The organism is Testudinibacter sp. 'clade 2', from assembly GCF_006227735.1.
GTDB lineage: Bacteria > Pseudomonadota > Gammaproteobacteria > Enterobacterales > Pasteurellaceae > Chelonobacter.
The window spans coordinates 1-22,916 of sequence record NZ_VDHB01000063.1 but is presented as its reverse complement, the minus strand read 5'-3'; the positions used below and the strand labels follow the sequence as shown (position 1 = coordinate 22,916).

General features: G+C 44.6%; 28 protein-coding genes and 2 tRNA genes. 16 read left to right on the top strand and 14 right to left on the bottom strand.

Going from position 1 to position 22,916, the window contains the following annotated elements; translation table 11 throughout:
• Positions 1–33 precede the first annotated feature (33 nt).
• From FHQ30_RS05595 to cysE, 7 genes are all read left to right on the top strand, one after another.
• Positions 34–717 carry a 2,3-diphosphoglycerate-dependent phosphoglycerate mutase gene (locus tag FHQ30_RS05595; RefSeq protein WP_139610366.1) on the top strand — a complete coding sequence of 228 codons (684 nt, stop codon included), beginning with the start codon at positions 34–36 and terminating at the stop codon, positions 715–717.
• 191 nt (positions 718–908) lie between these two features.
• Positions 909–1,349 carry a rhodanese-like domain-containing protein gene (locus FHQ30_RS05590; protein WP_132968108.1) on the top strand — a complete coding sequence of 147 codons (441 nt, stop codon included), beginning with the start codon at positions 909–911 and terminating at the stop codon, positions 1,347–1,349.
• Between the two features lie 39 nt (positions 1,350–1,388).
• Complete coding sequence (secB, locus tag FHQ30_RS05585) at positions 1,389–1,892, top strand: protein-export chaperone SecB (RefSeq protein WP_139610365.1); 504 nt, start codon at positions 1,389–1,391, stop codon at positions 1,890–1,892.
• A 148-nt stretch (positions 1,893–2,040) separates the two neighbouring features.
• Positions 2,041–2,223: a hypothetical protein gene (locus tag FHQ30_RS05580; protein WP_132968106.1), complete on the top strand. Its 183-nt coding sequence runs from the start codon at positions 2,041–2,043 to the stop codon at positions 2,221–2,223.
• A complete protein-coding gene (locus FHQ30_RS05575) occupies positions 2,216–2,530 on the top strand; it encodes a type II toxin-antitoxin system RelE/ParE family toxin (RefSeq protein WP_157330417.1) in 315 nt (104 codons plus the stop codon). Before FHQ30_RS05580 ends, FHQ30_RS05575 begins: the two co-directional genes overlap by 8 nt.
• A gap of 59 nt (positions 2,531–2,589) precedes the next feature.
• Complete coding sequence (gpsA, locus tag FHQ30_RS05570) at positions 2,590–3,615, top strand: NAD(P)H-dependent glycerol-3-phosphate dehydrogenase (RefSeq protein ID WP_139610364.1); 1,026 nt, start codon at positions 2,590–2,592, stop codon at positions 3,613–3,615.
• Positions 3,616–3,629: 14 nt separating this feature from the next.
• On the top strand, positions 3,630–4,454 hold the full coding sequence (cysE, locus tag FHQ30_RS05565; protein ID WP_139610367.1) for a serine O-acetyltransferase: 825 nt from the start codon (positions 3,630–3,632) through the stop codon (positions 4,452–4,454).
• Between the two features lie 47 nt (positions 4,455–4,501).
• Here the strand turns inward: cysE and FHQ30_RS05560 are convergent, their stop codons facing one another.
• Together FHQ30_RS05560 and trmL are read right to left on the bottom strand one after the other, a co-directional pair.
• Positions 4,502–5,128 carry a LysE/ArgO family amino acid transporter gene (locus FHQ30_RS05560; protein ID WP_139610363.1) on the bottom strand — a complete coding sequence of 209 codons (627 nt, stop codon included), beginning with the start codon at positions 5,126–5,128 and terminating at the stop codon, positions 4,502–4,504.
• 14 nt (positions 5,129–5,142) lie between these two features.
• Positions 5,143–5,625 carry a tRNA (uridine(34)/cytosine(34)/5-carboxymethylaminomethyluridine(34)-2'-O)-methyltransferase TrmL gene (trmL, locus tag FHQ30_RS05555; protein ID WP_139610362.1) on the bottom strand — a complete coding sequence of 161 codons (483 nt, stop codon included), beginning with the start codon at positions 5,623–5,625 and terminating at the stop codon, positions 5,143–5,145.
• Between the two features lie 131 nt (positions 5,626–5,756).
• Here trmL and mutM point away from each other — a divergent pair, with 131 nt between their 5' ends.
• The 3 genes from mutM (at position 5,757) to FHQ30_RS05540 (ending at position 7,334) form a co-directional block, all read left to right on the top strand.
• Positions 5,757–6,578, top strand: a complete 822-nt coding sequence (gene mutM / locus FHQ30_RS05550; RefSeq protein ID WP_139610361.1) for a bifunctional DNA-formamidopyrimidine glycosylase/DNA-(apurinic or apyrimidinic site) lyase — start codon at positions 5,757–5,759, stop codon at positions 6,576–6,578.
• A 91-nt stretch (positions 6,579–6,669) separates the two neighbouring features.
• Positions 6,670–6,933, top strand: a complete 264-nt coding sequence (locus tag FHQ30_RS05545; protein WP_139610360.1) for a type II toxin-antitoxin system RelE family toxin — start codon at positions 6,670–6,672, stop codon at positions 6,931–6,933.
• A gap of 8 nt (positions 6,934–6,941) precedes the next feature.
• On the top strand, positions 6,942–7,334 hold the full coding sequence (locus FHQ30_RS05540; RefSeq protein ID WP_139610359.1) for a transcriptional regulator: 393 nt from the start codon (positions 6,942–6,944) through the stop codon (positions 7,332–7,334).
• A 71-nt stretch (positions 7,335–7,405) separates the two neighbouring features.
• Here FHQ30_RS05540 and FHQ30_RS05535 read toward each other — a convergent pair whose 3' ends face one another.
• Complete coding sequence (locus FHQ30_RS05535) at positions 7,406–8,485, bottom strand: glycosyltransferase family 9 protein (RefSeq protein ID WP_139610358.1); 1,080 nt, start codon at positions 8,483–8,485, stop codon at positions 7,406–7,408.
• An 80-nt stretch (positions 8,486–8,565) separates the two neighbouring features.
• Here FHQ30_RS05535 and FHQ30_RS05530 point away from each other — a divergent pair, with 80 nt between their 5' ends.
• Entirely contained in the window at positions 8,566–9,285 is a 720-nt protein-coding gene (locus FHQ30_RS05530; RefSeq protein ID WP_139610357.1) for a 3-deoxy-D-manno-octulosonic acid kinase, read from the top strand.
• On the opposite strand, the gene coaD is transcribed toward FHQ30_RS05530, so the two are convergent.
• On the bottom strand, positions 9,282–9,791 hold the full coding sequence (coaD, locus tag FHQ30_RS05525) for a pantetheine-phosphate adenylyltransferase (protein WP_132968097.1): 510 nt from the start codon (positions 9,789–9,791) through the stop codon (positions 9,282–9,284). The two genes, FHQ30_RS05530 and coaD, sit on opposite strands and share 4 nt — an antisense overlap.
• A 10-nt stretch (positions 9,792–9,801) precedes the next feature.
• A complete protein-coding gene (gene waaA, locus FHQ30_RS05520; RefSeq protein WP_139610356.1) occupies positions 9,802–11,085 on the bottom strand; it encodes a lipid IV(A) 3-deoxy-D-manno-octulosonic acid transferase in 1,284 nt (427 codons plus the stop codon).
• Between the two features lie 96 nt (positions 11,086–11,181).
• Here waaA and FHQ30_RS05515 point away from each other — a divergent pair, with 96 nt between their 5' ends.
• Positions 11,182–11,958, top strand: a complete 777-nt coding sequence (locus tag FHQ30_RS05515; protein ID WP_139610355.1) for a glycosyltransferase family 2 protein — start codon at positions 11,182–11,184, stop codon at positions 11,956–11,958.
• Here the strand turns inward: FHQ30_RS05515 and FHQ30_RS05510 are convergent.
• The 5 genes from FHQ30_RS05510 to ispB form a co-directional block, all read right to left on the bottom strand.
• Positions 11,955–12,995 carry a glycosyltransferase family 9 protein gene (locus tag FHQ30_RS05510; RefSeq protein ID WP_139610354.1) on the bottom strand — a complete coding sequence of 347 codons (1,041 nt, stop codon included), beginning with the start codon at positions 12,993–12,995 and terminating at the stop codon, positions 11,955–11,957. The two genes, FHQ30_RS05515 and FHQ30_RS05510, sit on opposite strands and share 4 nt — an antisense overlap.
• Positions 12,996–13,008: 13 nt before the next feature.
• Positions 13,009–14,046, bottom strand: a complete 1,038-nt coding sequence (locus FHQ30_RS05505) for a glycosyltransferase family 9 protein (protein ID WP_139610353.1) — start codon at positions 14,044–14,046, stop codon at positions 13,009–13,011.
• Between the two features lie 67 nt (positions 14,047–14,113).
• On the bottom strand, positions 14,114–14,584 hold the full coding sequence (locus FHQ30_RS05500) for a PM1805 family lipoprotein (RefSeq protein ID WP_139609398.1): 471 nt from the start codon (positions 14,582–14,584) through the stop codon (positions 14,114–14,116).
• A gap of 129 nt (positions 14,585–14,713) precedes the next feature.
• Positions 14,714–15,484: an epoxyqueuosine reductase QueH gene (locus FHQ30_RS05495; RefSeq protein WP_416069061.1), complete on the bottom strand. Its 771-nt coding sequence runs from the start codon at positions 15,482–15,484 to the stop codon at positions 14,714–14,716.
• 8 nt (positions 15,485–15,492) lie between these two features.
• Entirely contained in the window at positions 15,493–16,482 is a 990-nt protein-coding gene (gene ispB / locus FHQ30_RS05490; protein ID WP_139610352.1) for an octaprenyl diphosphate synthase, read from the bottom strand.
• Between the two features lie 240 nt (positions 16,483–16,722).
• Between ispB and rplU the strand changes: the two genes are divergently transcribed.
• The 4 genes from rplU to cgtA all read left to right on the top strand — a co-directional run bounded on the left by rplU (position 16,723) and on the right by cgtA (position 19,576).
• Positions 16,723–17,034: a 50S ribosomal protein L21 gene (gene rplU, locus FHQ30_RS05485; protein WP_132968090.1), complete on the top strand. Its 312-nt coding sequence runs from the start codon at positions 16,723–16,725 to the stop codon at positions 17,032–17,034.
• A gap of 17 nt (positions 17,035–17,051) precedes the next feature.
• A complete protein-coding gene (rpmA, locus tag FHQ30_RS05480) occupies positions 17,052–17,309 on the top strand; it encodes a 50S ribosomal protein L27 (protein WP_132968089.1) in 258 nt (85 codons plus the stop codon).
• Positions 17,310–17,426: 117 nt separating this feature from the next.
• Positions 17,427–18,359, top strand: a complete 933-nt coding sequence (locus FHQ30_RS05475; RefSeq protein WP_139610351.1) for a DMT family transporter — start codon at positions 17,427–17,429, stop codon at positions 18,357–18,359.
• A 41-nt stretch (positions 18,360–18,400) separates the two neighbouring features.
• The gene (cgtA, locus tag FHQ30_RS05470) at positions 18,401–19,576 is read left to right on the top strand and encodes an Obg family GTPase CgtA (protein WP_139610350.1); all 1,176 of its coding nucleotides are present in this window, start codon (positions 18,401–18,403) and stop codon (positions 19,574–19,576) included.
• A gap of 143 nt (positions 19,577–19,719) precedes the next feature.
• On the opposite strand, the gene FHQ30_RS05460 is transcribed toward cgtA, so the two are convergent.
• The 4 genes from FHQ30_RS05460 to FHQ30_RS05445 all read right to left on the bottom strand — a co-directional run bounded on the left by FHQ30_RS05460 (position 19,720) and on the right by FHQ30_RS05445 (position 22,432).
• Positions 19,720–21,051, bottom strand: a complete 1,332-nt coding sequence (locus FHQ30_RS05460) for an SLC13 family permease (RefSeq protein ID WP_442805633.1) — start codon at positions 21,049–21,051, stop codon at positions 19,720–19,722.
• Between the two features lie 351 nt (positions 21,052–21,402).
• Positions 21,403–21,612 (bottom strand): transcription antiterminator/RNA stability regulator CspE, encoded by a 210-nt coding sequence (gene cspE / locus FHQ30_RS05455; protein WP_132968085.1) that lies wholly within the window; start codon positions 21,610–21,612, stop codon positions 21,403–21,405.
• A gap of 618 nt (positions 21,613–22,230) precedes the next feature.
• Positions 22,231–22,307, bottom strand: a tRNA-Arg gene (locus tag FHQ30_RS05450).
• A 48-nt stretch (positions 22,308–22,355) separates the two neighbouring features.
• Positions 22,356–22,432 (bottom strand) — tRNA-Pro (locus FHQ30_RS05445).
• Positions 22,433–22,916 lie beyond the last annotated feature (484 nt).

The window sequence follows — 22,916 nt, the reverse complement described above, 5'->3', positions numbered from 1 at the left end:
GATCAACAGACCCTATAACAGGAGAACTTTTTTATGGAATTAGTATTCATTCGTCACGGTTTCAGTGAGTGGAATGCCAAAAACTTATTCACCGGCTGGCGTGATGTCAACCTGACCGAACGTGGCATCGAAGAAGCCAAATCTGCCGGACAAAAATTGAAAGCAGCCGGTTTCGAATTCGACATCGCATTCACTTCCGTGTTAACCCGTGCCATCAAAACCTGTAATATCGTGTTGGAAGAAGCCGATCAATTGTGGATTCCACAAGTCAAAAACTGGCGTTTGAACGAACGTCACTACGGGGAATTGCAAGGGCTGGATAAAAAAGCTACCGCAGAAAAATACGGTGACGAACAAGTTCACATCTGGCGCCGTTCGTATGACACTTTGCCACCATTATTATCACAAGACGATCCAAATTCGGCTCACAATGACCGCCGTTATGCCCATTTGCCAAGCGATGTAGTGCCGGACGGTGAAAACCTGAAAGTGACTTTAGAGCGCGTGTTGCCATTCTGGGAAGATCAAATCGCCCCTGCGTTATTGAGCGGTCAACGCGTTTTAGTCACTGCACACGGCAACTCCTTGCGTGCGTTGGCAAAACACATTGAAGGTATTTCTGATGCGGATATTATGGATCTGGAGATCCCAACCGGTCAGCCGTTAGTGTACCAATTGGATGACAACTTAAAAGTGGTTAAAAAATACTATCTGTAATTTAACCAAATAGCGTAATGCTAACCGCACTTGCTGATCTCATCGGTCAAAGTGCGGTTTTTTGTATCCGTTGAGTGCGATTTGACAATATTTGTACAGTCTTGCCTAGTTTTATTTGGTTAAAGCAGGCAAGAGCGGTTATACTTACCGCTTACCTATTCATTAATTTATTTTTACGGACTAAGATTTAAATGGAAGATTTTATCCCTAAGGCTGTCGAATTTGCGGGCAATCACACAATCATGGTCGTGGCTTGGGTCGTGGTTTTCATCGGGGTGATCGTCACCTTTGCCAAATCGGCAACCTCTGCAGTCAAAGTGATCAACAATATGCAGTTGACGCAACTGATCAACAAAGAACACGGCGTGGTGGTTGATGTTCGCAGCAACGACGAATTCAAACGCGGACACATCATCGGCAGCGTGCAAGCATTACCAAGTGAGATTAAAAACCGTACCGCCAGCATTTTGGAAAAACATAAAGCGGTTCCGGTGATTGTGGTCGATGCCAGTGGATTAGGCTCTGAAGCCTTGGCAAATCAGCTGCACAAACAAGGTTTTGCTCAGGTTTATAGCCTGAAAGAAGGCATCGGTGGCTGGCGTGGCGCCAATTTACCACTGGTGAAACACTAATTTCCTTTATTCTTAAAATTTCAAATCAGGGAGCTGACAATGGCTGATGAAAACACACAAGATGCAGTAAATAACGAAGAAGCCGTACAACCGACACTGCAAATCCAACGAATTTATGTCAAAGACGTCTCTTTCGAAGCACCGAATCTGCCGACTATTTTCCAACAAGAGTGGAAACCACAGTTGAAATTCGATTTAAACACCGAAACCGTTGAACTGGCTGAAGGCTTATACGAAGTTTGTTTAAATCTGACCGTCGAAACCACCTTGGAAGACAGCAACGACATCGCTTTTATCTGTGAAGTCAAACAAGCCGGCGTATTCACCGTATTAGGCTTGGAAGGCGTTCAGCTGGCGCACTGCCTGACCGCACAATGCCCGAACATGCTGTTCCCGTATGCACGTGAACTGATCTCCAGCTTGGTCAACCGTGGCACCTTCCCAGCGTTGAACCTGTCTCCGGTCAATTTTGATGCACTGTTTATGCAACAACTGCAAGCACAGCAAGAAGCTGCGGAACCAGCCACCGAAACAACGCACTAAGCATTAATTTCTCTCAACATACAAAAATCGCAGGCAATTGTCTGCGATTTTGTTTTATAACTTTCCCACTTGTTGCAAAATTATTGCATAGCACTTTTAGCGTATGTATGATATTACATAGAAATACTATATGCGAGAGGACTAAATAATGACCTTGTCTGTAAAACCAATCCCAATCCAAGCAACGACTAAACAAGATTATCTTGCACAAATTCAATCCGTTGAAATGCAACGTATAAAACTGCGCGCGCTAATCGAGCAGGCAGAAGAAAGCCGGTTTGAACAGTGGGAAAATATGGAAGCTGATCTGGATGCTATTTTTCATGAATAAACGCCAGCTTGTTCGTTCCAATGCTGTCCTTCAAGATCTCAATGAAATTGCTGAATATGGGCGACGCTATTTCTCTGCTGAAACAAACCAAAAATTTAAAAACGGATTAGTTCATACACTAAACATACTGTGCGATTTTAATATGGTACTTGGAACAGCCAGAAATGATATTAAACCCAATCTACTGATGTTTCCTTATCAACGTTACAATTTATATTTTTATCGTACTGAAACACAAATTATTTTATTACGGATATTACGTAGTGAAGTCGATACACTGGACCCATCAAATTTTCCTTTTTTTTAGATAACATAAATAACCATAAAATAAACGTTAAAAATAAAAAAGCTAACCAAGGAAAGAATATGACCACCGCTCTGACCAATACCCCAATCACCGTGCTTGGTGCCGGTTCGTTCGGCACTTCATTAGCCATTGCGTTTTCGCGCAACGGCTACCCGACTTATCTGTGGGGACACGATCAACATCATCTGCAACGTTTAGCGGATGAACGGCAAAATAGCCAATTCTTGCCAGATATTACCTTTCCCGATTCCTTGATTATCGAACCTAGCTTACGCAAAGCAATTCAGGCATCGCGCGATATTTTACTGGTGGTGCCCAGCCATGTATTCGGCGATGTGATTGCTCAGATAAAGCCATTGCTGAGAGATGACAGCCGCTTGATTTGGGCGACTAAAGGATTAGAAAGGGATAGCGGACGATTATTGCAAACGGTGATCAAAGAACAGCTCGGCAGCCACTATCCGCTGGCGGTGCTGTCCGGCCCAACCTTTGCCAAAGAGCTGGCAAACGGCTTGCCAACTGCGATTGCGTTGGCTTCCGATAATGTCCAATTTGCACGCGAGGTTCAAACCCGGATTCATTGCAGCAAAAATTTTCGAGTGTATATCAACAACGACATGATCGGGGTGCAACTGGGCGGCGCGGTTAAAAACGTGATCGCCATCGGTGCCGGCATTTCCGACGGCATGGGCTTCGGTGCCAATGCGCGTACCGCACTTATCACTCGCGGCATTGCCGAAATCACCCGCTTAGGGTTATCATTGGGCGCACAGCCGGAAACCTTTATGGGCATGGCGGGCTTAGGTGATTTGGTGCTGACCTGCACCGATAATCAGTCGCGTAACCGCCGCTTTGGCTTGATGTTGGGGCAAGGTTTCAGCGCCCAGCAAGCGTTGGATAATATCGGACAAGTAGTCGAAGGGTTTTACAACACCAAAGAGGCGCATTTGTTAGCACAACGGCAAGGGATCGAAATGCCGATCACCGAACAGATTTATCAAGTACTGTTCTGTGGTAAAGATGCGCGTGATGCGGCATTGGCGCTGTTGGGGCGTGAACGCAAAGAAGAATATAGCAAAGAGTGAGAATTATGACCGAAATGTCTCCGCAAAAACTGTTGGATTTATGGCTATCGATCCGCAATGAAGCCAAAGAATTGGTGGACAACGAACCGATGTTGGCCAGTTTTTTCCATGCCACCATTTTGAAACACTACGATCTCGGCTTGGCACTGAGCTATATTTTAGCCAACAAGCTCTCAAATCCGATTATGCCGGCGATTGCGCTGAAAGAGATTATCGAAGAGGCTTACCAAAATCACCCCGACCTGATCGCCTATGCCGCCAGCGACTTGCTCGCCGTGCGCGAACGCGATCCGGCGGTGCAGATGTTCTCCACGCCGTTGCTGTATTTGAAAGGCTATCATGCGTTGCAAAGTTACCGCATCACCCACTATCTGTGGAAAAGCGGTAGAAAAGCCTTGGCAATTTATCTGCAAAATCAAATTTCAGTGGCGTTTGATGTCGATATTCACCCTGCGGCACGCATCGGCAAAGGGATTATGCTCGACCATGCCACCGGCATTGTGGTCGGCGAAACGGCGGTGATCGAAGATGATGTTTCGATTTTGCAAGGGGTCACCCTCGGCGGAACCGGCAAAGAGTGCGGCGACCGCCACCCGAAAGTGCGCGAAGGCGTGATGATCGGTGCCGGAGCGAAAATTCTTGGCAATATCGAAGTAGGGCGCTTCGCCAAAATCGGCGCCGGCTCGGTGGTGCTGCAACCTGTGCCGGAATACGCCACTGCCGCCGGTGTGCCCGCCAAAATCATCGCCCAACAGCAAAAAACTAAACCCTCATTTGAAATGGATCAGTATTTTGACGATTGCGGTGAGCAGTCGGAATACGAATTTCGGAATATTTAATTCATTTTGTTGAGTCAAAGTGCGGTTGAAACCGCACTTTTCAGCGATTACGCCAACAACCCAAACGCATAACGCGCCAAGCTGAACGCAATCAGCCACATAATACAGCCGATAACAAAATCCAACACACGCCAAGTGGCTGGACGTTTGAACAGCGGAATCAGCAGTCTGGCGCCGTAGCCTAAGCCAAAAAACCATAAAGCGGAGGCAAACACCGCGCCGAGTAGAAATTGCAATTTTTGTTCAAACAGCAGGGTCGAGGCGATGCCGCCGATAATCACTACGGTGTCGAGGTAAACATGCGGATTGAGCAGGGTTAAGCCCAAGGTAATCAACACGGTTTTGAGCGCACTTTGCGACGATGATCCCGTTTGATCAAGGCTTAAACCGCTGTTGCCTTGATAGGCACTGCGAAAGGCTCGTACGCCGTAAACCAATAAAAATAGCGCGCCAACCACCGCCAACGCCAGTGTTGCCATTGGGCTTTGCCCGATTAAGCTGCCAAATCCCATCACACCGATGCAGATCAAGATAAAATCACACACAAAACAGGTGAGCGACACCCAGAAAATATGCCGTTGCAGTAAGCCTTGCTTCAGCACAAATGCATTTTGTGCGCCGATTGCCACAATCAAACTACCGGAAACCAAGAATCCTTGAATAAGTTGTTCCATATTAAGCCACTTTTTTATAGGTTGATATTCGGATTAACCGCATTGGCAAAACCCAACTGCCGCCAGGCTTCATATACCGTCACCGCCACCGCATTGGACAAATTCATGCTGCGGCTGTTCGCCACCATCGGCAAACGGATTTTTTGTGCCAACGGCAGGCTGTCTAAAATCGGCTTTGGAATACCCCGGGTTTCCGGCCCGAACATCAAAAAGTCGCCCAACTGATAGCACACTTCGGCATGGTTCGGCCCGCCTTTGGTGGTTAACGCAAACAACCGTGTCGGTTTGGCTTGCTGCAAAAACTCTTCAAATGACGGGTATTTTTTAATTTCGGCAAATTCGTGGTAATCCAAGCCCGAACGACGTAGTTTTTTGTCGTCCCAAGCGAAACCCAGCGGCTCGATCAGGTGTAAACGAAAGCCGCAGTTGGCGCATAAACGGATGATATTACCGCTGTTTTGCGGAATTTCCGGCTGATATAATACAATGTCTAACATAATTTTTAAGTTTAAAAATAAAAAGCAAACTATACCACTCTTGCCTATTTAAACAAGTGCTGAAAGCCACTTTAAAATTGGATAGAATGCGTTATACCGTTATCAACACGCAAAGCAAACAGAGAGCAATCATGCCTGAATTACCTGAAGTCGAAACAACCCTACGCGGCATCGCACCGTTTGTATTGGGGCAACAAATCGAGCAAATCCGTGTCCACCGCAGCAAATTGCGTTGGGAAGTCAGCCCCGAACTCAGCGAGTTTTACAACGTGCGTATCACCGGCTTGCAGCGACGCGCCAAATATCTGATTTTAGAAACCGAACAGGGTTATATTGTCGGACATCTAGGGATGTCGGGATCGTTACGGATTGTGGATATAGATGATGAAAGTGCAGTGCAGGATAAACACGATCATCTAGAGTTTATTTTTACCAACGGTAAGATTTTGCGCTATAACGATCCACGCCGTTTCGGCGCTTGGCTATGGACGGAAACCTTAGCCGATTTTCCGCTGTTCGCCAAGCTCGGCCCCGAACCGCTGTCCGAGGAGTTTAATGCCGATTATTTTTGGCAAAAAAGCCGCAATAAAAATACCCCGGTCAAATCGTTTGTGATGAACAATGCGGTGGTGGTCGGTGTCGGCAATATTTACGCCAACGAAACCCTGTTTTTATGCGGCATTCACCCGCTTACTCCCCCAAGCCAATTAACGCGCACACAATGCTATAAACTGGTCGAACAGGTGAAACAGGTATTAAAAGACGCAATCCGTCAAGGCGGCACATCGTTAAAGGACTTTGTGCAACCGGACGGTCGCCCCGGCTATTTTGCACAACAGCTGTATGTGTATGGTAAAGTCGGTGAACCTTGCCCGACTTGCGGCACCAAAATCGAAAGTGCGGTTATCGGGCAACGGAATAGTTTTTATTGTCCACGATGTCAGGTAGCATGAGAACCTATTGCAAGCAACAAAAATCATGCTTGACGTAAAACACAAGAAATCTTATTATCTAATTATGAAATACTAATCATCAGAGGAAATGATGAATCGTATCGAATGGACAATGAAGGCAGTTAAACAACTGTTGAAAATAGACACTCGTTATGTAAAAGCCATTAAAGACAGCGTCGCTGAACTTGCTGAGTTTCCGCTGCTTTCACTCGATATAAAAAAGCTACAAGGGTTGGAAAATCAGTACCGCATAAGAGTGGGTAAGTATCGCGTGATTTTTGACGTAGTGAACGGTGAACCCCGAATTATCAGCATTAAAGCAATCAAGCGTAGAACAGATCAAACCTATAATTAGGGGGATTTATGAAATTACAATATATCCAAGACAATAGCGGCAAGAATTTATTTGTCGTGTTGCCAATTGAAGAATATCAAAAATTACAAAACTATAAGCAAATCGCAACCTTAGATGATGACAATGAAAGCAACTGGGAGGAGGTGCCTTATCAAGCAAGCTCAAATGATGATGTGACCATTCCACACGAAGTAATGAATATTATGTTTGAGCAAAATATTAGTTTGCTTGCTGCCTGGCGGCAATTTCGTGGATTGTCGCAATATACTGTTGCTGAACAAACTGGCTTAACCCAATCCGCCATTTCCCAAGCGGAAAAAAAAGGCTCTAAACCACAACAAAAAACCTGTGAGCGCTTAGCTGTGGTTTATGGCTGCCTTGCCGAACAACTGGTGATGTAACTCAATAGCCAGCACTTGCAAATGATATCTTCGGGTTTGTAACCATTGGCAGAGCAAAACCACAAATAGATTTATCGCTTATTTTTGTGTGCGGCAAGCACTCGCTCAACCTGCGCAATCACCTGTTGCGTCTGAATCTGTTGCATCAAATCTTTGCCTTTGGCGCGGGTCGCCCAAGGCAGTTCCGCCGAGGGTTTGCCATATTGCGCCTGAATATTTTGTTCATACACCGACACTACATTGGCCAGATTGTTATACGGTGCGGTGCGCAGCGGATTGTGCACCGCATATAATCCAATCACCGGTGTGCCTTGCGTGGTTGCCATATGCGCCGGACCGGAATCCGGCGAAATCAGCAAATCCACTTGACTGATCAACGCCACTAGCTGTAACAGCGAGGTTTTACCGACCACATTAGTCAACGCAATACCGCACTTTTGTGCAATTTCAGCTGCCATCGCCACTTCGCGTGGTGCAGGCGACCCCGCAAGAATGACGTTGATGTTCTGCTCAGCAGCATAACGAGCCACCGCCACATACCCCTCGACCGTCCAATCTTTTTCTGCTTTACTGGAACAAGGGCAAATCAGCAGATTTTTTCGGCTCGGATCAATCAGACTGCGGGCATACTCCCGATCTGCCGCCGTCAGTGGAATATCCCAACGAGGCGGGCTGGGCGGCACGCCGATGGCTTGCGCAAACGCCAAAAATCCGTCCAAAACATGGGGATTTTGCGGCTCGCTGATGGTGCGGTTGGTGAACAACCACTGCCCTTCACGTGCCCGTTTTTTCGCAAATCCAATTTTATACTTAGCTTTAATCCCTAGCGATAACACCGAGGCTCGAAGTGCGGTCTGCATATTCAGCAAGGCATCAAAACGCTGATTTTTCAATTGCTTCCAAATCGCCAATACAGCACGCCAACCGCACTTTTTATCAAACACCACGGTTTTCACCTTCGGCAACACCGACACCAGCTGCGCTTCGGTTTTGCCGACAATCCAGGTGATTTCCGTGCTTGGATAGTGGCGTTGGATCTGTTGCACCATGGCAATCGCATTGCACACATCACCAATCGCCGAGAGGCGCAAGATACAAATTTTTTCAGGAGCTTCGGTAAAAAGCGGTTGTTTTGAAATAACTTTCTGCATAATTAAAGGATTTTTGGTTGGGATTTGATTTATTCTAAAGTAAAATCGAAAAATTACCATGTTAATCTGCGGACAATACGATGGCTTACATTCAACACGGCAACCAATACTTTCTCCTGAATAGCGACACCGCACTGGCGCCTGAACAACTGTTTGATATTGAATATTGGCAGCAGCAGCAACGAGTGATCGGGCAAGCCAAAGGGCGTGGAATCACTTGGTTTCTGCAGGCCGATGATTTGGATATCGGCAAAAATCTGGCGCTGCGCCACTACTACCGCGGCGGCTGGTCGGCAAAATTCAACCGTGACCGCTATTTTGATTGTGCATTGAAAAACAGCCGCAGCTTTACCGAATTCGAAATGCTGCGCCGACTGCACAAAGCCGGATTACCGGTGCCACAGCCGATTGCGGCACGGGTGATCAAAAAAACCATCGGTTACCAAGCAGATATTTTGTTGCAGAAAATCGAAAACGCACAGGATTTGACCGCACTTTTACAGCAACAAACCCTGAGTGAGCCACAGTGGCAGGAAATTGGTGGCTTGATTCGGCAGATGCACGATCTGCAAGTCTGCCACCGTGATTTAAATGCGCACAATATTTTGTTACAACAGCAACAGGGGCAGCACAAATTTTGGCTGATTGATTTTGATAAGTGTGATTTTCTCAGTGGTGATAATTGGAAAGCCGATAACTTGGCACGGCTGCACCGCTCTTTTCTCAAAGAAATCGGCAGAATGCAGATTCAATTCAACGAACAAAATTGGCAACAGCTGCTCACCGGTTATCACTTTTAAGCTTTCACGTCTAAGGTCTGTTGATGTTTGGCGTGTTTTTGCTGCAACGCCTGGTATACCACTTGTGGCACAAGGGCTTGGGTATCGCCGCCGTGTAAACTGATTTCACGGATCATGGTCGAGGAAACATATGACCAACGATCGGACGGTGGAAAAAACAGGCTTTCCACACCATGGGTCAGCAAGCGGTTCAAGTGTGACAGTTGCAGCTCATATTCAAAATCCGCCACTGCCCGCACGCCGCGAATAATCGCCTTGACCTGATATTGCTTAATCACCTCGGCCAGTAAACCGGAAAAACCGATCACTTCGATATTCGCCAAGTGTCGGCATGATTGCTGCACCAGTTCAATCCGCTGTTCCAGCTCAAACAACGGCTTTTTACTGGGGCTGGCCGCCACCGCCACGATAATTTTCGGGAACAGCAACGCACTGCGTTCAATGATATCCAAATGTCCATTGGTAATCGGGTCAAATGTGCCGGGGTAGATCACGGTGGTTTGCATCTTCAACATCCTATTTCTCAAGATAAGGGCGCAATAATAACATCAAACGATCCAGTGCGCCGCGATTTTCCATTAATACCTGATAGCCTGCTTCGCCATAGCGTTGTGCCAGTGTTGGCGTTGACAGTAACCCATCGACTTGTTCCACCAACGCCTGGCTTTGACTCTCGATTTCAATCACACCGTTCACCGTTCGCAAAGCGCTGAACACCTCCGGAAAATTAAAAGTGTGTTTACCAGAGATTACCGGCAGTTTAAACGCCAACGGCTCCAGCGGATTGTGTCCGCCAATCGGCAATAAGCTGCCACCGACAAAAGCGATATCGCTGATGCCGTACATCAACATCAGCTCGCCCATTGAATCAATCAACATCACTTGCGTTTCTGCACCCGGTACTTGCTGCGCCGAACGCCGTACCGCACTTAGCCCCGATTTCTCAATCAGGTCATATACGGCTTGAAAACGTTCCGGGTGGCGTGGCACCAGCAGCAACAATAAATCAGGGTAACGTTGCAGCAAAGTGCGGTGCGCTTGCAAGATAATTTCATCTTCTCCCTGATGGGTACTGGCGGCAATCCACACCGGACGCTTGCTTGGCAGCCATGTTTGGCGTAGTTCTGCGATTTGTTGCTGTAATACCGCACTGAGACTTAAATCATACTTTAGATTGCCCATCACACTCAGACGTGATTTGTCATAATCCAAACCCAGATACCGGCTGGCACTAATGCTGTCCTGCGCGGCAATATGTGTAATTTGCGACAACATCCGGTGCACAATTTTTTTCAATTTGGCGTAACGCGTTGCCGAGCGAGCCGATAAGCGAGCATTGGCAATCACTAACGGAATATTACGTTTTGCTAACTGACCAATAAAGTTCGGCCACAATTCGGTTTCCATCACAATACAGAGCTTCGGCTGCACAAAACGTATAAAGCGTGCCATAGCAGTCGGGGTGTCATAAGGAAGATAGATGTGTGTCACGCGATTGCCAAAGGCCGATTTGACCCGTTCCGAACCGGTCGGTGTCACCGTGGTGATCGTCAGCGCCAACTGTGGATATTCAGCCAAAATCGTATTCACCAACGGCTGCGCCGCCATCACTTCGCCAACGGACGCCGCATGAATCAACACCCCATTCGGCTGTGGCGCAACATTTTTCCTGCTGTAAATGCCATAGCGTTCAGGTAACCGCTGCCGATATGCTGGGGATTTCAGGCTGCGATAAAGATTATAAAGTAGTACTAAAGGCTGAACCAGATACAATAAAACGCTATAAAGGTAGTGAAGCATAACGATTATTTTTCCTTTGAGAAAGTTAGCAGGGATTATACCCTATTCCCAACTTCTGTTAAAATACGGCAAACTATCTGAGATAAAGGATTTCCCATGTTAAAACCCACTCTTGCCGTTGCGTTGATTGTCAAAAATGAAGAAAAACACCTTGCCGCCTGTTTGGATACCGTGAAAGGTTGGGTCGACGAGATTGTGATTTTAGATTCCGGCAGCCAGGATCAAACCGAAATGATTGCCCGCCGTTATACCGATAAATTTTATCAGAACCTTAATTGGCAAGGCTTCGGCAAACAACGCCAATTGGCACAGCAATATGTAGCAAGTGATTATGTGTTATGGTTGGATGCCGATGAACGTATCACCCCTGAATTACAGCGAGCTATTCAGCAGACTGTAACTGCGGATAAACCGAATACATTATATCAAATAGGACGTTGCAGCGAAGTCTTCGGGCGTGAAATCCGTCATTCGGGCTGGTATCCGGATTGGGTTTTGCGTTTATACCGCACTTCGACAACACAATATAACAATTCGTTAGTACATGAAAAAGTGATCGAACCTGTCGGTTTTCAGATTGAAAAATTATCGGGCGATTTGCGGCATTACACCTATGAAAATTTGCATCATTATCTAACAAAATCCGCTTTTTATGCTCAAGCTTGGGCAGAACAACGACAGAAAGCAGGAAAACAGGCCAGCTTATCACAAGGTGTTATCCACGCCATCAGCTGTTTTATTAAAATGTATCTGCTCAAACGGGGATTTTTAGACGGCAAACAGGGCTTTTTATTGGCGGTATTATCGGCACATTCGACTTTCATCAAATATGCCGATTTATGGATTCGCTCCCAGACTAAAACAAAAAATTAATCCTGTTGCCAATGTTGGTGTACAAACGGAATGATTGCTGCAACCACCTCTTGAGGCTGAATGGATTGCATTTCATCGGCTTCGGCACGACTGCTAGTCGGCGTAAATGCCAAATGGCGCTCGGCTTGATTCACCGGTTGCCAGCGCAATGCTTTTGCCGAACGCTTGCTTGGAAAAAAGCCGACCGTTAAACCGTTCAAGGCTGCAGTTAAATGCAACGGTCCGGTGGAACCGGCAATAAACAGATCCGCGCAAGCCAAAGTGCGGGCAAAATCCACTAAACCATCATTTTTGGCATAAATTTTTACTCGTTCCGTGCTAAGTTGAGTTAAATTTGCCAGTTGTTCAGCTTTTTCTTGTTCTCCCGGTCCTGCGGTTAAGATAATTTGGCAAGGTAATTGTTGAACTAATCCTTGAACAATCTCAGCATATTGCAATAAATTTAAATTATTAGCCGAACCGCCACTGCCTGCGTGCACAAAAATCCATTTTTTATCTTGCTGTAAACCCAGTAAATCCACTAATTTTTGCTTTTGTTGCGCAAACTCCTGTGTGGAAAAGGTCAGATAAGGTGCTTGTACTTCACATGCACTAATACCTTGATCTTGTAAAAAAGCGCGAATTAAATCAAGATTATATTGATATTCTGGTTTTAATGATTGCGAACGGCGCTGCTTAATCCGCTTATTATATAAAAATTGGATAATTTTCGTTGCCGGAGCTAAACGGTAAGGAATTCTCGCCTTCCACATCAGCACCGCATTGTAACGATCTGAGAACAAATTAATCACCGCATCAAACTGCTTTTCACGAATGGCTTGTAAAGTTTGCGCTTGCGCCGCTTTATTACCATTCTTCCCCGCATCAATAATCACTTGGTCGATAGAAGGACAAAGCCGAGCCAAATCAGCGGTATATGCAGGCACAAGTGCGATAATTTGGCTATTCGGAATAGATTTTTTTAACATGGCGAAACTCGGCCACGCCAACATAAAATCACCCAATTTATCATTTCTAACTACTAAGATTTTTTTCATCATCATCTCCTACCTATTTGAACCAATCTGCGGAAATATCAGTAAGGTGAATTTGATTAATATTATCCGGATAAAACAAGATATGTGTTTCCGCCTGATTATTTGGATGCCAATGGGCAAAATTAATCGGATCTTTTTGTTTATCTTGATAAAAGGCAATGAGTTTTTTATTTAATCCACTGGCAATATGCACAATTGAAGTATCAGGGGAGATAACCCATTCAACCTGTCGAATAATTGCAATGGAATCAAAAATCGTTTTTGTATTTTGATAAATAATAACATTATCATATTGCGCAGCAATAGACTGCAATTGCGCAGTGACTTGTGGATAGGTCAATAATGCTATCATTTTTTGTGGGCAAAGTGCGGTTAGATACTCTAATAATGCGATTATATTGCTGAGATTTAGTTTTCTTGAACTGGCAGCGCCAAAACAATTGATAGCAATAAATGGCCTTGTATTATATTGCCGAAGAAATTCACTGATATTTTTTTCACTTTGAATATCACAAGGAATATCATACTGTTGATTAATCTGTTCAATTCCCAATAAATGCAGCGCATTAGCATAAACTTCAGCAAAATGCTGGCCGGAAGTATTCATGTTTAAATTAAACAACTGATAGTGTTGTTTTTGATAACCGAGATTGATCTTAGCATTAATTAAACGAATTAATAATAAATCTCGGTTGCGTAAGAAAACAGTTGGATCGATTAATACATCATATTTTTCTTTTCTTATCTGCAAAGCGATGCGAATATAATCTAGAATATTTTTCTTCTTCACTCGATAAATTTTATCGATATAAGTATTACGGGAAAAAAAAGTATCATCGCTACAAACTACGCCAATTTTTATTGCTGGATTATATTTTTTCAGCTCACGAAAAACAAAAGAGCTAACAATATAATCGCCAATTTTTCCGTCTTGACGCAGGAACAGTACGCTTTTTAGCTCGATGTTATCAGGCATAGGTTTAGTTTTGTCTAGGATCCATTTGCCTAATGCAATACGCCATTGGCGCAATTGATATTTTATTTTTTTCATCTTTGTATCAAATCAATCGTTCTTACAAAAAAGCCCGCATTGCGGGCTGTTAATATATTAGAGAAACTTATTTTTTCTCAACTTGTTCTTTCAAGGTTTGGATACCTTGTGCCGCTTCCAGCAATTTAGTCGTTGCTTGTTGTTGTAAGGTCACCAGCGCTTGTTGCTGCTCTGCGGTTGGTGGGGTGACAACGTAAGTGGCTGAGTCTGTCATTAATTTGATGAAATCATCAAAACCAGAAGTAAATTTGCCTTGTAACGCTTTGGCTTCAGCCGTTTTGATTTTTAAACCTTCAACACTGGCTTTGATTTCTTTATATTTATCTGCAATTTTGTTGAAGATTACCGCTTGATCTTCCGGTGTTGCCGCACTCATCAGCTCGGTTTGGAATTTTTGAATTTCAGCTAAATTACCGTTTTGTTCGGTTGCTGCGTCAAAAGCTTGCAAATCTGCCTTTAAATCAGCATTTTTGTCACCACAAGCGACAACCGCCAATGCAACAAATACGAAAGTAAAAAATTGATAAAAACGTTTCATGGATTAATCCTCTAAATGAATAATAAAGTAATGTTCTTGCCGCACAGTTCTTTTGAAAAAGGCTCAAGATTTGGCTAGTTTACGACCTTTATTTGTTGAGGTAAAGCAATTGTCTATTTTTACTGTGACTTAGGCTGTACTCTCATCAACTGAATAATACAGTTTGCCAATTTCAATTTTTTGCCTACCTGTCGCTTCACGCCATTTGTTGGTATCACGCAACGAATAGACGCAGCCGCAATATTCTTGTTGGTAAAAACGTTCACGCTTGCTGATCTCGATCATGCGTTGCGAGCCACCGCCTTTACGCCAATTGTAGTCCCAATATTCCACATCATCATATTTTTCCGCCGCGCGGTGACCGCAACCGTTGATTTGCTGCATATCTTTCCAACGGGAAATTCCCAGACAGCTGGTGAACACCGGAAAACCGTTTTCATGGGCATATTCCGCTGCTTTTTCAAAACGCATATCAAAACACATGGTGCAGCGAATGCCGCGTTCCGGCTCGTCTTCCATGCCTTTGGCGCGATCGAACCAGTTTTGGCGATCATAATCGGCGTCAATAAACGGAATATTAAATTTTTCGGCGAAGCGGATATTTTCCTCTTTGCGGATCAAATACTCTTTCAGCGGATGAATGTTGGGGTTGTAAAAATAAATGGTAAATTCAATGCCCGAGGCCAAAATCGCTTCCATCACTTCGCCGGAGCAAGGCGCACAGCAGGAGTGCAACAGCAGTTTGTTGTGTCCGTTCGGCAATGCCAGGTTAGGGCGTACAAACGGACCTTGCTCTTTTTGTTTACGCCGTTTGGCACGCACAGATACAAAGTGCGGTTCAGTGGTTGGTGCCGTTTCGCAGACCGCACTTTTAGTGTTTAAATCTAATTCAGTCATCATATTTTTTCTTAGTAAGTGCGGTCAACAGAAAGATATGCCAACGCAATCAGTGCTTGTTTATAATCGCTTTCGGGCAGTGGAGCTAGTGCGGCCACCGCTTTTTGTGCCTCGTCCTGTGCTTTTTGCATTGCATAGTCTAAAGAGCCGTGTTGTTGCATTGCTGCCAACACTTGCGGCAGTTGATCGCGTCCGCTGCCATTTTCAATCACATTACGAATCATCGTTTGTTGTTCTGCATCACCGTGTTGCATCGCATGTAATAACGGCAATGTCGGTTTGCCTTCGGCTAAATCATCACCAATATTTTTGCCCAATGCCTGTTGGTCAGCGCTGTAATCCAGCACATCGTCCACCAATTGAAATGCAGTGCCGAGATAACGCCCGTAATCAGCCAGCGCCTGTTCAATCTTTTCATTCGCTTCGGTGACGATCGCAGCACATTGCGTTGCCGCTTCAAACAGGCGCGCCGTTTTGCTGTAGATCACCTGCATATAGCTTTGCTCGGTGGTGTCAGGGTCATTACAATTCATCAGTTGCAACACTTCCCCTTCGGCGATCACATTGGTCGCATCCGACATGATCTTCAGGATCTTCAACGAGTCCAAGGACGTCATCAATTGAAAAGCACGGGTATAGATAAAATCGCCGACCAAGACACTCGCCGCATTGCCGAACAGCGCATTGGCGGTCTCTTTGCCGCGGCGCATATCCGATTCATCCACTACATCATCATGCAACAACGTTGCCGTGTGAATAAATTCGATAAAGGTAGCTGCTGTGATATGCGCCGTACCTTGATACCCCAACGCCCGCGCTGCCAAAATGGCGATCATCGGGCGAATGCGTTTGCCGCCACCGCTGATAATATAGTGTCCCAATTGATTGATCAGCACTACATCTGAATTCATCTGCGCCAAAATCAGCGCATTGACAGCGTGCATGTCTTCAGCGCAAAGTGTCTGGATCTTTTTTAGATCGAAGGGTTGATGTCCTGTCATGATTGCAAACTTGCCACGTCAATAATTATTTCGGAAAGCCGCATTGTACCCGAATTTATCGAATTTCTAAAATCAATCCTGCACAAGGATCAAATATTTTAAACTTATCCAAAATAGTTGCTTGCTATCAGGCAATTTTTTGCGTAAAATCCGCACCCTATTTATATGAATTTTGATTGTGCCATACGATATAAACAGGCAATTCGTTTATTCGGCACATATTTTAGCGGAGTTTTTTCTATGTACGCGGTTTTCCAAAGTGGCGGTAAACAACACAGAGTGAGCGCAGGTCAAGTTGTTCGTTTAGAGAAACTTGAAGTAGCAACTGGTGAAACGGTTGAGTTCGATTCAGTGTTGATGGTCGTCAACGGTGAAGATGTAAAAATTGGTGCCCCATTAGTTGATGGCGGTAAAGTAGTGGCTGAAGTCGTTGCACACGGTCGTGGCGATAAAATTAAAATCGTTAAGTTCCGTCGTCGTAAACACAGTCGTAAACAACAAGGTCACCGTCAGTGGTTCACAGAAGTGAAAATCACTGGCATTAGTGCCTAATTTAGAGGAGATCGAAAATGGCTCATAAGAAAGCTGGTGGTTCCACTCGCAACGGTCGTGACTCTGAAAGTAAACGTCTTGGTGTTAAACGCTTTGGCGGTGAATCAGTATTAGCCGGTAGCATTATTGTTCGTCAACGTGGTACTAAATTCCACGCAGGCACTAATGTTGGACTTGGTCGCGATCATACTCTGTTTGCAACAGCAAACGGTAAAGTTAAATTTGAAGTGAAAGGCGATAAAAATCGCAAATACGTCAGTATTATCGCCGACTAATTTAATTTCAGAGTTGAAGAACCCCGCACTTTTATAGCGCGGGGTTTTTTATTAGCATTTTTATTAGGTAAAAAGTGCGGTAAGATTGATACAACACAATTGGACACAACGGAAAAGATGAAGAAATCAGTCAGTGGTTTTTTGTTTGCCTTAACCACAGCAATTTGCTGGGGTATGGTGCCGTTGGCATTAAAACCGATTTTACGTTTTATGGACAGCAGCACCATTGTTTGGTACCGCTTTTCGGTAGCTGCTGTCGGCTTGCTGATCATTTTAAAATTTTTAGATAAATTGCCACAGGCTAAATTGTTGCTGAGCCCGCGTTTTCGCTGGCTAACGATTATTGGTATCGTTGCACTCAGCGGCAATTTTTTACTGTTCAACACCTCGTTAAGCTATTTGGATCCGGCAGTGACGCAAGTGATCGCGCAAGTCTCCCCCTTTTTAATGATGATAGCAAGTGCGGTTTTCTTAAAAGAATTGATTGGCCCGACACAAAAAATCGGTGCAGTTTTATTGGTTATCGGCTTGCTGTTGTTTTTTAACGAGCGCTTAGCAGAATTACTGACCAGTATGACCGCCTACACCAAAGGTGTGTTACTCAGCCTATCCGCTGCACTGATTTGGGTTGGCTATGGTTTAGCCCAAAAACTGATGCTGCGCCGTTTCAATTCCCAACAGATTTTACTGATATTTTATACCGGCAGCGCCCTATTGTTCACACCGATGGCAGAGGTTGGTAGCGTCAGCCGTCTGCCGCTGCTAGAGTTATTTTGTTTGGCATTTTGTTGTTTAAATACGTTAGTTGCTTACGGCTGTTATGCCGAAGCGATCAACCGTTGGGAAGTGTCTAAAGTCAGCGCAATCATTACGCTGACTCCGCTGTTTACTATTTTATTTTCAGAAATCGCCTATCTGGCCGCACCTCACGCTTTTGCGTTGCCGGATTTAAACCTATTATCGTATATCGGTGCCTGTGTGGTGGTTACCGGTGCCCTGTGCTCGGCAATCGGGCATACTTTTTTATTTCGTCGTCCCAAGAAATCATAATGAAATAACGTGATAAAGAGTCAGACGAACAGGAGAAACAGATGAAATTTATTGATGAGGCGTTAATTCGCATTGAAGCCGGCGACGGCGGCAACGGCTGTGTCAGCTTCCGCCGCGAAAAATATGTGCCGAAAGGCGGCCCTGACGGCGGCGACGGCGGTGATGGTGGTGATGTATATTTAGTTGCCGATGAAAACCTAAATACGCTAATCGATTACCGTTTCGAGAAACGTTTTGCCGCTGAGCGCGGTGAGAACGGACGCAGCGCCAATTGCACCGGACATCGAGGCAAAGATATCACGCTGCGTGTGCCGGTCGGTACTCGGGCAATCGATCACGACACCCAAGAAACGGTTGGTGATCTCACCCAACACGGTATGAAATTGTTAGTAGCCAAAGGTGGTTACCACGGTTTAGGCAATACACGTTTCAAATCCTCGATCAATCGCGCACCACGTCAAAAAACGAACGGTACGACTGGCGAAAAACGCGATTTACAACTGGAGTTAATGTTGCTGGCTGATGTAGGCATGTTGGGACTACCCAATGCCGGTAAATCCACCTTTATCCGCGCGGTTTCTGCCGCCAAGCCAAAAGTGGCGGATTATCCGTTTACCACGCTGGTACCGAGCCTAGGCGTCGCCAGAGTGGACGCTAACCGCAGTTTTGTGATTGCTGACATTCCCGGTCTGATCGAAGGGGCTTCCGACGGTGCCGGCCTGGGGATTCGTTTTCTGAAGCATTTGGAGCGCTGCCGCGTGTTAATTCACTTGGTCGATCTGAATCCGATCGATCAAAGCGATCCGGCGGACAATATCGCCATTATTGAATCAGAACTGTATCAATATAGTGAAGCGCTAGCTGAAAAACCACGCTGGCTGGTGTTCAATAAAATCGATACCTTAAGCGACGAAGAGACAAAAGCACGAGCCGCTGAAATTGTCGAGCGTGTAGGCTGGCAGGAAGATTACTACCTGATTTCAGCCGTTACCGGCAAAAATGTTCAGGCACTGTGCCGTGATATTATGCAGTTTATCGAGGATAATCCACGCGAAACGCTCTCAGCCGAACCTGAAACAGAAGAGGTGAAATTTAAATGGGATGACTACCATCAACAACAAATCGCCGCCCACAGTGACGACAGCGAAGATGACGATTGGGATGATGACTGGTCAGAAGACGATGAAGAAGGCGTAGAGACTATCTACAAACCTTAATTCTGACTGAAGTGAGCTCCACCTAAGTTTCATAGAAACCGCACTTTGCTTTTTTGAATAATTATTTGGGCAAAGTGCGGTTTTAGCTTTTAATTCTTTTAATTCTTTTAATTCTTTTAATTCTTTTAATTCTTTTAATTCTTTTAATTCAATATTGACGTGACTGCCAGCACCCACACAATGCTGCTTACAGGTCCGAGTAGCCCCATCGAGACGCCACCTAGCCTGAATTCAGACTGCTTGATCAAACCGGTACTAAAAGCAATCGCATTTGGTGGCGTCGACACCGGTAGCAGTAGTGCACAAGAAGCACTTAATGCAATGATTAAGGGTAAGGTTGCCGGGCTGAAATCGCCACTGGAAATGCTCATCAAAGACAGCGCAATAGGCACTAAAATAGTCGTTGCAGCAGTATTACTCATAAAATTAGACAACAACACGGTAATAAAGCCAAACAGCAACATCAACAAATAGAAATTAATTTGTACGCCACTCAACTTATCCACAAAATGCGCCGCTAGCTCCTGCTCCTGAATCGCCATTCCCAGTGCTAAACCACCAGCCACCAACATTAAGGTGTCCCACGGCAAAGCCCGCACATCATCGGCATCCAAGATACCCAACATAGTAAGCGCGACAATCGGAATGCCTGATACCGCAGCAATCGGAATACCAAACCATTTAGAGGTCAGCCAGAAGAATAGTGTTATGCCCAACACTACCATCATAATGTTTTTCTGCAGTCGAAGCTCCTTACTGCCCAATTGATCACTATGCTCTACGGTTGGCAATGCAAATTGAACCGTCATCTCCTCACGTCCCACACGATAGCGGCGCAGCAAAATTCGCCAAAAAATATATAGCAGCAACAACGCAATCGGTACACCGATGACCATCCACTCTAAAAACGAAATACTAATCCCAACCGCTTCCAAAGCGCCAACAGCAATCGCATTGGGTGCCGAGCCGATGATTGTTCCCATGCCGCCAATAGAAGCTGCCGTTGGGATTCCCAGCAGCAGGGCGCGAGAAAAATTGGATTTTTTATCTAGCGAAGCAAAAATCGGGCTAACCGTTGCGATCATCATCGCAGTCGTTGCGGTATTACTCATTAACATTGAAATAACTGCCGTGGTCAGCATCAACCCCAATAAGATAAATTCCGGTTTCTTGCCAAATTTAGGCAATAAAATCCCCAGCAACGCTTCATCTAAACGGGTTTTCTTCATTCCCTCCGCCAAAAAGAAACCACCCAAGAAAAGCCAAATCACCCCGTCAGACCAGGTTTGTACATAACGCATCGCATGCTGGTTTTCGTCGGTGCCCATCACCACCACCAGATAGCCAATCACCAATATCCCTACAGAAAACGGAGGGATGGCTTCAGTAATCCATAGTGCAATAGCCAAAAAAAGTAACAACAATACCAAGTTCTGGGTTTGGGTAAAACTGGGGTCGGACAACCAATACATCATGCCCAAACCAAAAAGAATGGAGAGTAAAAACTGAATAACCTTGCTCTGTCTTGCCATTGCAAAAGGATAGAGACTCAGTTTTTTAAGAGAGTAAGCGCGCGAATCTGCCATAGAAAACGTCCATAAAATCAATCAGTACCCTTGATTCTAGGCAAAGAAGCACATGTAAGACAAATCATCCGGAGTCAAATTGTTACTCACCTCACAGATTATTTTCTGAAACAACAATTAGCTAGCAAGGTATTAACGAGAATGTCACAATATAGTTCATAAAGAATAACAGAGCCTAAAATTGACCCAATAAAAAACCTCCCGAAGGAGGCTTAATCATATGCTTTGGCGAACCGCACTTTACAGTACAACAACATCCACAGCTGCTGGGCCGCGTTGAGAATCTTGTACGTTGAATTCTACACGCGCACCTTCTTCTAAAGTTCTATAGTTGTCACCAACGATACCAGAGAAGTGAACGAATAAGTCTTTACCACCGTTTGACGGAGTAATGAAGCCGAAGCCTTTAGTTGAGTTGAACCATTTTACAGAGCCTGTTAATTTAGACATGCTGTCATCCTTAATCAATAATTTTAAATAAAGTTGCTTGAAAATAAGCTGTTTGCTAACACTTGAACTTAGATAGAGATTGGTATTCAAAGACTTTCAGGAAAACAAAATAAAATTTGTATTAAGGAAGTGCAGGAAATATCGAACTTAAATAAACCTCGTCTAGCTGTGGGCATTAGAACACGATTATCAGCGGATAACAAGCGATTTATGACTTTATTTTCGGAAAGTTCATGAATAATGGCACTTTTAATCATATTAAGATATTAAGAAAATTATACTAGAATTTTGAGGTGCTTAAAGCATAGGTGGGTCTGCAAATAAACAGCCCCACCAGTGGGTAGCTAGTGGGGCTAGTTGCAGACCTTGTGATTTATATCGACAAGGAAACCGTTATGAAACGTTTAATAATGTATCTAATCGTTATTCTGCTTTGCTTACTACTAACAAGTAGTTCGCCTACTCGAATGTAGCAGATCATAACCTTAATAAGCGAGCGTTGGGGAACGCCCGCTTATTTTTTATTCTAGCAATAATATTATTTTTGTCAAATTACGAGATCGGCAATAGCTAATCGCATCTTGATTCAAAACACGATGATTCAAAAAAATAGATAAATGGCACGCCCTACAGGATTCGAACCTGTGACCTACGGCTTAGAAGGCCGTTGCTCTATCCAGCTGAGCTAAGGGCGCATGGTTATTGCATCATTAGTTGGATATATAAATAAGGGAAGAAAGAAGTGGTCGGCGAGATAGGATTTGAACCTACGACCCACTGGTCCCAAACCAGTTGCGCTACCAAGCTGCGCTACTCGCCGACAAGTAGCGTGCATTATAAGAGTCTGAAATTTTTCGTCAATCACTTTTTATCTTTTTTAGTTCAGTCGCTTATTTTTTAACGAATTTCCTCTTACAATCCCCGCTTTTTTCTGCCAAAATAACCTAATTCGTTAGAGTATTATTAGGGTCTGTTGATCTTTGTTTATATTTTGAGTTGTCGTTTAAAATGAGCACAATCTAGGCGTAAGCCGAAATCAATAGTGGGACTATTGATGAGGATTACAACGACGAGTGTGCTCATTTTAAACACAATCCGTAGGACTATGACTATTTTTCGCCACTACGGCGTTAAAAGCCGTTCGTTTAGAATGACTAAACTTCACAACTTTTGCCTTGTATTGGCGAAAAATAGTCTATAGCTCAAATTATAAACAAAGATCAACAGACCCTAAATACTGACAATGATTTATTCTGTTGACTCTCTAATGATTAGCTCGCCCGGATATAATACCGTTTGAAAAT